Genomic DNA, 10,291 nt, shown 5'->3' with positions numbered 1-10,291 from the left:
CCCCCCCCCCCCCCCCCCCCCCCCCCCCCCCCCCCCCCCCCCCCCCCCCCCCCCCCCCCCCCCCCCCCCCCCCCCCCCCCCCGCCGTGTTCAAAAACGACAGCACGCCGACCCCGACGATCTGGTCGCTAGATATTCTTATGCTATGACGGTCTCGTTGATACGGCGGACCTGATAGGCCGCGCGGCGAGACGTTCGCTGCGCGGCCTTTCGTTGCTCACGCCGCCTTTTCCAACAGGGCCTTCGCCCTGCCTTCAAGGTCCAGTCGGCTATCCTGATGCGCCTTGGTGCGGGCATGCGCGGTCATGCCCTGTACGAAATCGAAGATGCTTTCCGGCGGGCGGCCCTCCTCCTGCAAAACTGCCTCTATGATCTTGCCTGTTTCGCTTTTGGAAAATCCGCGCTTGCGCAGGAAGCTTTCGCGGTCTTCGTCGCTACGAGCGACGATCTTCTCACGCGCGGCCTTGATGCCGGCGATGAATGGCGCCGGACTTGAGTTCGCAAAGCTCGTCAAGGCGGGCGCTGCCTCATGAGCAAAACGAAGTGCTGCAAACTTCGAATGCCGGATGCTGATTTCCTCGAAGCCCTCCACGCCCCACAGATTGCGGTTCATGCAAACTGCGCGGAGATAGAAACTCGCAATTCCCAGCGTCTTGCTGCCGACTTCCGAATTCCAGCAATAGAAGCCGCGAAAATACAAATCCGGTTCGCCATTCGGGAGCCGTCCGGCTTCGATCGGATGCGTATCATCAACGAGAAACAGGAACACGTCTTGGTCGCTGGCGTAGAGCGTGGTGGTGTCCTTGGTGATGTCCACGAAAGGATTGTGAGTCATAGTCGCCCAATCCAGAACGCCCGGCACCTTCCACATGGTGTCACCGGTACCATTGCCCGCGATTTTCATCACGGCGGCCACAAGCTCGTGATCCCAGATACGGCCATAGTCCGGACCAGTGACGGCGCGAAGCTCAACGCGCCCGTCCTCCGTCTCGAGGGTCTTCATCAACTCCGCCCGATGGCTCAAAAGGCCATGCTGCAAATTGATCCCTGCCAGAGGCGCAGGAAGCTGGCGCATGTAGGTCGCCGGTGCGCTGACAAGGCTGCAAAGCTGGCCGAAGCTCCAATGCGTGGGCGCAATCGGTTGCTCCTGTCCGGGGACGATAAGCGAAAGCCGCTCTGCATTGTCGCGGGTCGCTTCGACGCGAACCGCACGGCTCTCGACGGTGCGGGCGGTAGCGCGGTCCGCTCTCTGCTTCACGGCATCAAAAAGCTCGGTGAGGCTCAAATAGCGCTCGTCATCAGGACGCGAAAACCATTCCGAAGAAACCCGCCCGATCCGCTCGCCGCGCGAGATGTCCACGCGAAAGCCGCTGGAAATCGCCTGCTGCCGGGTGTTGCTCTCGCTGTTGATAATGGTGGTCATGTTCATTGTGCTCACTCCTTTTTCCGTCAATGCCGAAGGCATGTCCCCCGGCATGCCTTCCGGGGGCGCGTGAGCGCGCGGGAGTGATGGGGGCCAATGCCGGCGCGCGGAGCCGGGCTGCACGGTTGAGCGAAGCGGATTGAAAATGATCGAGATAGTTGCCGTGGTGGGCCGCTTTGCGAGCCTGCGGCCCTGCTCTGCACAGGCGGCATTGGCGGGGAAGCGAGGGGAAGTTCCTCGCTTCCCATCAGGTCGACAAGGGTATCCGCAGTCGATCGGAACGATGAAAGCGAAGCTTATTCTTTATAGTGTTGTGCAAGAGATTTGGATTTTACAGAGAAACGTACTATTTGCCTCGGTGGCGGGTCGAGGAAGTCAAACGTCGCTCAATTCGTCCGACACAATAAAAGGAAATTATATGACCACTGCTCTCCAACAAGATGGCCAACTGGATACCGTGTCGATAGCGGCCGACATCGTCGCCGCCTATGTGTCGAACAATCCACTACCGGCCGGCGAGTTGCCAAAATTGATCGGCGATATCCATGCCGCTTTGAAGGGTATTGGCACGCCGGCGACGGAACCTGTGATCAAGCAGGAACCGGCAGTATCGATCAGGAAGTCGGTGACGCCGGACTTCATCATCTGTCTGGAAGACGGAAAGAAATTCAAATCGCTCAAGCGGCATCTTCAGCATTTTAATCTGACCCCTGACCAATACCGGCAGAAGTGGAACCTGCCCTCCGACTATCCGATGGTGGCGCCGAATTACGCGGCCACGCGTTCGGCCCTGGCGAAGGCATCAGGGCTCGGGCGCAAGGCGGCTGCGCCCACTCCTGCCGCGGCGGAAAAACCAAAACGGGCTGCTCGTGCGGCAGCAGCGAGAACAACTCCGGCAGCCGTCAAATCGTCGCTGAAGAAGACGCGCAAGGCACCAGCCAAAGCCTAGCACCTGCATCTGCGGACGTGCCAGGCTGTGTAGGACCTGAACATGGGGAAGCCCCGCCTTGCGGCGGGGCTTCGTGTCAAGTCGGATCACTCTGCGGTGCGGCGGGACCAGATGAGCGAGAAGTCGCCCTCGGTGTCGGTCTCGACCAGGCTCGCATAGATCGGAGCGGGGAAGCTGGGATCGTCGAGCTTGACGGAGTGGTAGTCGCGTCCCTCCCGCGAGGTCTTCTTCCATGCCGCCCCGAACTCGGTGGCGCCGGCGAAGATGCGGAAGTCGGGACCCTTTTCATTTTCGCCATCGGCCGGAGAGAACGTCACCGTCTTGACGTTGAGATTTAGGGTCTTGACCGAGCCGGAGAAGCCGTTCGCGGTGCGGGAGAAAGTGCCGATCGTAGCCATTGTGGTGGTTCCTTCTGTTGTTCTCGGGCCGCGCCCATCGCGGCCTCGATGGTGGTCGTGAGACCGGAGACGATCGGTCCGCACCCTGAAGGGGCTGAAACGAAGTGGAAGACGGCGACGCGAGGCTTTCTTGAACCGCGAGGAATGGACGCGCAGCGGACAGGGGAAGAAAACGCAGCGGCGGCGTTGCGGGAAGACGATCGAGACTGAGTGCAGCGAAGGCGGTCTTCGGTCAGACCCAATCCATTCGAGGACGCCGTGGGGGTGGCTTGGCGCAAATGGAAGGGAACACCACGATGCTACGTTGGATCCAATATCGTCCGCGCCGGGGCGCTGCTCAGTTCCTGTCAAAGAACAGGCCTCAAACGCCAGGAGAGTGTGATCCCTCGTCCATCAGGTGAAAAAGGTACGGCCCGATTCCCTTCATCTTTGGGCTGACCCTCCATCGAGTTTCGGGTGGCTCCGAAGACGACCGATTGATTGCCGAACGCAGCGGCTTCCAAGTCGCCAACCCTCGTGACGATTTCGCGTTTCAGTCGGCTGGATGCGAGCCCGGTTGAGATCGATGGCCAGGAACATTTCATCACACCCGATCCTCCACCGCATCGCCGAATGATCCGACTACGCCGACTTCTGCGCACGGTGAGGCATTGCCGGGAATGGGACGCATCCGCACAGGCACCTCATGCAAGGGTTTCGCGCCACATGGCTGGGCGATGGCACGCCGGGGAGACATTCGTGTCGGGGACGTTCTGGGTTCCACCGCTTGCAAAACTTTGTACTGTCGAGGTATCCGGCCGCGCCATTGGGGCGGCCGAAAATTCTCGGAAAGCAGGCCGGAGCGCGACGCGGCTCCGGCCTGCTGCGCCTCACTCTGCGGCGACGTTGAAAGACTCGGCTTCCTCGGTCGTGTCCGGCTGAGCGGGTTTCGGCTCCAATTCGGCGACGTCCGCCGATCTGGCATCTGTAACCTGGTCCTGCCGTTCACCGGACAGTGCACGTTGCGCGGTGCACAAGACCGCTGGCAGCCATCCGGTTCCGGCGAGCAACTGCTCGGCAGCTTCCGCCATTGGCTGCTTTTTCAGGTCCGACAGCCTCTCTGCCGCCTCTTCGCTGGCAGCTTCACGCACGGCGTCGAGAATATGTGCCTTGGTGATGCGCCCGAGATAAGTCCGGACGGTCGGCCTCCAATGTGCGGTCATGTCGAGATTGACGGCTGTCGCCAGCCTGTTCGCAGTCTCGTGGGCGCGAGGCTTGCGCTCACAAGGCTGCTTTACGGCATTGACGGTGAGCGAGGCGCAATGGGCGAACAACGCCATGACGCTGGCATGGTCGAGTGAGGCGATGAAGCCCCACAGATCAGCCACATCGCGAGGCATGTCCGCAGCCCATTCCGCATGTCGATCTGCCAGTGCCTTGCCTGCCGCCGTATCCTCGATGCCGTCCGCGTGACCGGCGAGATAGACACTGGTTGGGCGGATTTCGAGGCAGTGGGCTTCCGCACCCTGATAGAAGGTCTGCGCGGCAAGCGTATGGGTCACCGCGACAAGGGCGATGTCCGGCTGTTCGCCAAGCGCAAGGCGAAGCCCAAGCGTCCGATGGGCGGTCAAGTCGCGAATGAGAAGGTCCGACAACGGCTTGCCGTCGTCCTCCGCTTCTTCGTCGCTGGCCCCATCGGAATCCGAACCGCTTCCGTCTTCGATGATCTCGCCATCATCGTTGACGGCGTAGTCCTCGCCGTCTGACCGCGTTTCCGCTTCCGGTCCCGCCTGCTCATCCTCGGCGCGGATGAAGCCACGTTCGATGCGAGCCGTTCCGTCATGGGCAAGGACAACGAATACGCCACCACGCGCAACAACATCGGGATCGAAGGCGTGACGCAGGGCGTCGATGCGCTCGATCTCGGCTTCGAGCCTGCCGAAACGCTGATCGACATCGTCGGGCAGTTCCTCGGCGCTATCCCATTCTTCCGTGAGCCGGTTGAATTCGTCGGACGCCGCCGCATAGGCGGCTTGATCTTCCGCCGACAAATCCACCGGCTGCGGGTAAGTGCGACGCGAGCCGTTTGCGTGGGGGAAGTCGATATGGACATCTGCCCATTTCCAGCCCTCAGCCTGCCTGACGGTTTCGGAGATGCCTTGAAGCTTCTCGATCACCAAGCGGTCGAGCAAAGCGGCATCCTCGTAGAAGCCGCCTCGATCCTCGGTGAACAGGTCGCGCAGGATGGCGCCACCCGCTTCCATATAGGTTTCGGAGCCAATGAAGATGGCGCGCCGGTCGCTCGCCGCGACATGCGTCCGCGTCAGTTCGCGGCGGATGATGTAGGGCTCGCGATTGTAGGTGAGGTTTTCGAAAACCTGTTCCTGCCGGGCGTGGTCGTCAGTGATGGCAAACGCCATCAACTGGTCAAGCGTTAGGTCGCCGTCGCGATAGACCTGTATCAGCCTGGGGCTGACCGCGCCCAACCGCAGGCGCTGCCGCACGATATGCGCGGTAATGCCGAAGCGGGCGGCAATTTCCTCAGCACCCCATCCACGTTCCTCGTGAAGCTCACGGAACGCCTCGAACTGATCTGCGGGGTGCATATCCTCGCGGGTGATGTTTTCGTCCAGGCTGATCTCATGCGCATCGTTGACGGTGTCGACGACGCAGCGGATCGGTTCGGTCTTTTTGATCTGCTTGCGCTTCACGCGCAAAAGCTGCGCCAGCCTGCGGCCTTCGCCGATGCTGACGAGATAGAAGCCGGTTTCCGTCCCCTCTCCGTCAAGCTCCGGTTCCACCACAAGGTTTTGAAAGATGCCCTTGGCCGCGATGCTTGCCGCGTAGGCTTCGATGATCGCCTCGCTGTGCGGGTTTTTGCGCGCATTGCGGGGCGACTTCTTCAACTTGTTCAGTGGAATGAAAACCTCTGTGCCGCTCTCGCTGGCAGTTACGGTCTTTCCAGTTGTTTCATGGGTTGTCATGGTTCTGGTCCTTTCCCGTTACATACCGAAGGCATGCCCCTCGGCATGCCTTCCGGGGGCGCGTGAGCGCGCGGCAGAGAGGGGGGCGAATGCCGGCGAGCGAAGCTGGGCTGCGCGTCGAGCGGGGCGGATCGGGTCAGTTCAGAAGGTGATGGTTATGTGCCGCCTTGCAAGCGAGCGGCCCCGCTCTGCGCAGACGGCAATCGCGGGGGAGAGATGGCTAAGACCATCTCTCCCCTTTTGCAGTCTCCGATAACATCCTGAGGTCGACCTAGACTAAGGCGGCAGTCATCCTACGCCCGGCATGCCGGAAACCGGCCGCGTAGCCCTGCCAGAGCGACCCAGTTGCGACTGCTGAAATTCGTAATCTGCTCGGTCGGATTTCCGCGCCGCGTGAGACGCGCCCGCGACGTTCAGACGACCCGTCGTCAGTCGGCAGACCAGGCGCCACTGATCGTCAGCTCTCGACTTCCATGATCCAACCACGAGATCACACACTGACCCAAATCAGGAAGCCCGCGTCGAGCCGGCCCGACGATTGCACATTCCCAAACTGTCAGAACTCGCCATTCATCCACCAGAAGTTTCGACAGCGCGGCCTGATCGCGTTCGCGGTTACGGCGGATCTTCTCTACCCAGAAGGCTGTGTTGGTTCCCGGCGTAACACCTCGCGGGCACGCGTGGCCGTGCCAGAAGCATCCATGAATGAATATTACCGCTCGCCTGCTGGTCACCACTAGGTCCGGCCTTCCTGGGAGCCCCTTGTCATGCAGCCTGTATCGAAGCCCCCGCGCGAACAATTCTCGGCGCAACATCAACTCCGGCTTGGTATCACGGCCTCTGATCCGTGACATGTTCTCTCGACGCTGGTCGGGTGTCAGAGGGTCTGGGTTCTTGGCGATTCGACCACCCTTGACATCGTTTGCCACGGAACCCTCAACGCTCAATCGCGAGTCGAATACCAAAGGTGCGTGCCGAGGCGAGTAACCGGCGACCGGGGTTCGACGACAACTCTTTGCATCGGTCGGTAACGTCTCCCGTCACAATTAGCCGAGTTGGTGACGCCTTCCAAGTGAACGTCAAATTGGCAATTTCACTATACCTGGCCGTGTTTGGTACTCGGCGGCGTGAGCGCTGATCATCATCAGCAACTGCTCACGGATGCGAAAGAGCGGCGTCCATTCGACAGGCGGCGCGACCAAGGCGATTTGAAAACGAGCATTGACATAGAGATGCACTGGGCCCTCGGCGGGATCGATCAGGAGAATCGGGCTTTCGAATTCGGACTTTAGCTGTTCAAGTTCCTTGCGCTGAACATCTACCGGCACCAGAACGCCTAGCACATAGGGCAAAGGCCCAGTCTTCCGCTGCGCATGATCGCAGACGGCTCCAATCCTGACCATCACCGGTCTGGAGCGAGCACGACCGGGTTTGTCCAAGTGAAAGACCTGGCTGAGCAACTCGGCATATTTCACACCGAACCGTGCCATCATCGGCTGATCCTGCCGCTCTCCCGCGGGAAGGAGAAGCACAGCCCCCCAATCCTTTGGATCCAGAGGCTCTGCGGGCGGCATGCTGATATGAAGCATTCGATTCATCCGCCCGATTTGGGCGTCGTCCATAACGGGCAGATTGTTGTCGCGGGTGATCGCCTGGTCCCAGATGCCTGCAACCTCTGGTCGCTCGCGCGCATTCATTATTCTGTCCGCCAGGATCGGAGCCAGAGCATTGTTGATCGCGCCACGGCGATCGAGGGGTACATTTGGTTTGCCAGCGCTGGCGACCGCCAGCAGCGACAGGATGCCGTTCAGCTTTTCGGCGAAGCCATCGAGATCACGCTCTTCGGCAGCAATCAAGTCTGTCACTGTGACTAAGGTCGCGCCCGCGGCCGCAAGGACATCCCCCTCCCAACTGATGAGTGCGCGGATTTCGGGAGAGCTGTTTACCTGTGCGTGAACTGCCTTAGCGAGACCTTCCGGATCGCCTTTCCCATCGCCTTTCACAAGGAATGGCTTCTTGTCGAGTTCCAGAACGGCGAGTGGGAGCTTCGCCGGCTCTAACCGCTCGCGCAAATACGCGCGAAGCGCGCCGACCTGTTCGTCATGGCTTGTCCATAAGATCAGCAGATAGGGGCCACCGGTTGTCGGATCGATATTAGTACGCAACATGGCCTCGATAGCTGCGAACTGGACCTTCTGACTGGAGTTACCTGAAATGAGATACAGGTCCGAGAACAGCAGCCGCACGCCAGCGAATGCGCGCGGGTTTAGCGGCTTGCCGGTGTAGTGGACACCAACGCACGGCGCGCCGATGCTGTGAAGCGAATCGACCAGCATCCGAAGCTGATCCTCTTCATCGTCGACGACGACGTAACGCGCTGCGCTGAACATCAATCCACCCCCTTGAAAAGCAGCACTGCGACCGCGCCGGTGAACTCGGCAGGGATGTCCGCGTCGCCGTTCGCTGGCAGTTCCAGCCGACCATCGTTCAGCTGCATCACCATATTCGTGTAGTATAATCCAAGGCCCATCCCATCGGGTCGCCGACTGAAGAAGGGCTGAACGACCTCATCGGGCGCATCCGTGAAGCCAGTCCCGTTGTCAGCGACAATGACAGCGGGGCGGCCGTCCCAATCGGCGACGACATTGAGATACAGCCGGCGGCGCACGGCAGCGCTCTCGTCCGGGTGTGCGACCTGCAGCCAATAGATTGCATTGTCGATCAGATTCGTAAGAGCGCCAAGCGCCAGATTGAAGGCGAATACCGCACGAACTTGTCCCAATTCGTTTTCCAGAACTGGACAGGTCAGCTGAATTTGATGATGGCGAAGACGGACCAGCAGCAGATCGCGGGCGGATACAACGAGGTCACGGAGCGAATGAACGGCACGCTCGTTCTTTCGCAGCAGACGCGTTGACTGCTCAAGGACCCCCTGGAGTTGGCCGGATTGAGTGCGTACCTGTTCTAAGCTTCCTCCGCTCAGTATCGTTCGATGAAGCATCGCCACACCGCGCTCGACCTCGTGAAAGACGACCGCTAGACCGACGTTGGACAGCCCTGCCCTTAAAAAGTTCTCGCGGAGCTCTTCGTAATCCTTCTCAATCCGCCGGATGGACGGCTCCATCTGTTCTGCGACGCCATGCTGCCGGGCAGTTCGGCGAAGTTGCTCGATCGGCTTGGTAATGCCTTGTGGCCCGGCCGTTGCCTTGCCGGTGGCCAACCTCATCTTACGTTTATCGATTTGCCGATCCGCTTCGAGAACAGCCAACGCACCGACAACCATCTGGCGCAAACGATGATACGCGTCGTTGATTACAAAGCCTTCGCGGTTCGTCTTTTCCTTGAGCAACCCGCTGGTTTCAAGGCGTAAATCGATCGCTCCGATTATTATGTTACGGCTGATGTTCTTCGTCGGAGAGTTCACACGCCGAATATCGAGACCAAGCCAATCGTCATCTGCTTCGCCGTAATTGTAGACGCGAATGGTGTCACGGTAGACCCTGACACCGCCGTTTTGATCCAAGAAGCGCTCAATCAGCCGACGATTTGCGTAGCGTGACAGCGTATCGCGATCTCTATCATACACATAGAACGTGCCTGAGAACGGACCGATCCCACGGATGGTCCCGGGGTCAGCAGTAACCTTCTCAACCCTTCGTCGCGACCGCTTCTCCCCCGGATCGAGGTCGTCTGGCTGGGATTCGCGCCAGATTTGCAGTGGCTCGGATCGGGTTACGGTTCGGGGTTCAACGGCGATTCCCGGGACGCCGATGAACTCATAGGCGTACGTCAGTTCACGACCATTGAAGCTGAAGGAGAAGCGCCAAGGTGCTTCTTCAAGCAGGGTCGTGACATCGGGAAGGTCTTCCAGCCACGCCTTGCGTTCCGGCACTTCGAGCTTGATGTCGAATTTGTCCTTCCGTTGTCCAAACGGCGATGCGATGGACGTGAGTTGCCGCCAGAGATCGCGAAGATCGCGTCTAGTCCAGTCTGGTTCTCTCAGACTGGAGATCGTGATCCGCGTGCCGGTGCGGGATTTGGTGAAGACGGCGGGCTCCCGCTCCTTGACTGTTACCTTCGCTTCGTCGAGGAGACGGCTGCGCATCATGTCGCGCCAGTCGATTTTGACGACGCATTCACGTTTGCGGGCCGCGCGCGTCACCAGCTCGATTCGGTCACCTAACTTGTGAACAGCAAAGCGACCAACTCCCTTTTCCCCCAGTGGGAGTCGGTTGAACTTTGGCGAACGGATTTCATCCGCCCTTTCCAACTCTCTGTGATCGTCCGCGGGGACCAGCCAGATGTCTCGGATCGTTTCGAATGACATGCCATAGCCGTCGTCTTCGACCGTAATAGTCGGATCGCCCTCGTCCAAGCCGGAGATCCGGACCACTACCTCACTGGCATCAGCGTCGTAGGCGTTTTTGACAAGCTCGAAGACGGCCAGACGCGGGGATCCGATCAACTGGTCTCCCAGTAGCTGCAAAAGTCGGGCCCTGGGCCTGAAAGATTGCCTTACAGTGCGTGCACGGTTGGTCGCCAAGCTTTTGTCCTTAGTG

At 60.0% G+C, this 10,291-nt stretch carries 6 protein-coding genes and 1 pseudogene; 1 reads left to right on the top strand and 6 read right to left on the bottom strand.

Annotation, left to right across the window (positions count from 1 at the left end; genetic code table 11):
• Positions 1-216 precede the first annotated feature (216 nt).
• A complete protein-coding gene (locus tag NKH95_RS01915; protein ID WP_352890871.1) occupies positions 217-1,422 on the bottom strand; it encodes a DUF932 domain-containing protein in 1,206 nt (401 codons plus the stop codon).
• 418 nt (positions 1,423-1,840) lie between these two features.
• Between NKH95_RS01915 and NKH95_RS01910 the strand changes: the two are divergent.
• Positions 1,841-2,284: pseudogene (locus tag NKH95_RS01910) on the top strand (Ros/MucR family transcriptional regulator); the annotation flags it as partial.
• Positions 2,285-2,457: 173 nt separating this feature from the next.
• On the opposite strand, the gene NKH95_RS01905 reads toward NKH95_RS01910, so the two are convergent.
• The 5 genes from NKH95_RS01905 to NKH95_RS01885 form a co-directional block, all read right to left on the bottom strand.
• Entirely contained in the window at positions 2,458-2,769 is a 312-nt protein-coding gene (locus NKH95_RS01905; protein WP_023728967.1) for a DUF736 domain-containing protein, read from the bottom strand.
• Between the two features lie 869 nt (positions 2,770-3,638).
• Complete coding sequence (locus NKH95_RS01900; RefSeq protein ID WP_352890847.1) at positions 3,639-5,732, bottom strand: ParB/RepB/Spo0J family partition protein; 2,094 nt, start codon at positions 5,730-5,732, stop codon at positions 3,639-3,641.
• A gap of 428 nt (positions 5,733-6,160) precedes the next feature.
• Entirely contained in the window at positions 6,161-6,661 is a 501-nt protein-coding gene (locus NKH95_RS01895) for a very short patch repair endonuclease (protein WP_352890845.1), read from the bottom strand.
• A gap of 150 nt (positions 6,662-6,811) precedes the next feature.
• Positions 6,812-8,122 carry a hypothetical protein gene (locus NKH95_RS01890; protein ID WP_352890843.1) on the bottom strand — a complete coding sequence of 437 codons (1,311 nt, stop codon included), beginning with the start codon at positions 8,120-8,122 and terminating at the stop codon, positions 6,812-6,814.
• Positions 8,122-10,197, bottom strand: a complete 2,076-nt coding sequence (locus NKH95_RS01885) for an ATP-binding protein (RefSeq protein ID WP_352890841.1) — start codon at positions 10,195-10,197, stop codon at positions 8,122-8,124. The genes NKH95_RS01890 and NKH95_RS01885 overlap by 1 nt, the downstream gene beginning before the upstream one ends.
• Positions 10,198-10,291: the final 94 nt, after the last annotated feature.

It is taken from the genome of Mesorhizobium sp. M0848, assembly GCF_040319805.1.
GTDB lineage: Bacteria > Pseudomonadota > Alphaproteobacteria > Rhizobiales > Rhizobiaceae > Mesorhizobium.
Note: the sequence above shows the minus strand (reverse complement) of the source record. Positions and strands in the feature narration are given on the sequence as shown.

Coding starts and splice junctions, on each gene's coding strand:
- NKH95_RS01900 (WP_352890847.1), bottom strand. CDS start 5,732: ATGACAACCCATGAAACAACTGGAAAGACCGTAACTGCCAGCGAGAGC.
- NKH95_RS01905 (WP_023728967.1), bottom strand. CDS start 2,769: ATGGCTACGATCGGCACTTTCTCCCGCACCGCGAACGGCTTCTCCGGC.
- NKH95_RS01915 (WP_352890871.1), bottom strand. CDS start 1,422: ATGACCACCATTATCAACAGCGAGAGCAACACCCGGCAGCAGGCGATT.
- NKH95_RS01890 (WP_352890843.1), bottom strand. CDS start 8,122: ATGTTCAGCGCAGCGCGTTACGTCGTCGTCGACGATGAAGAGGATCAG.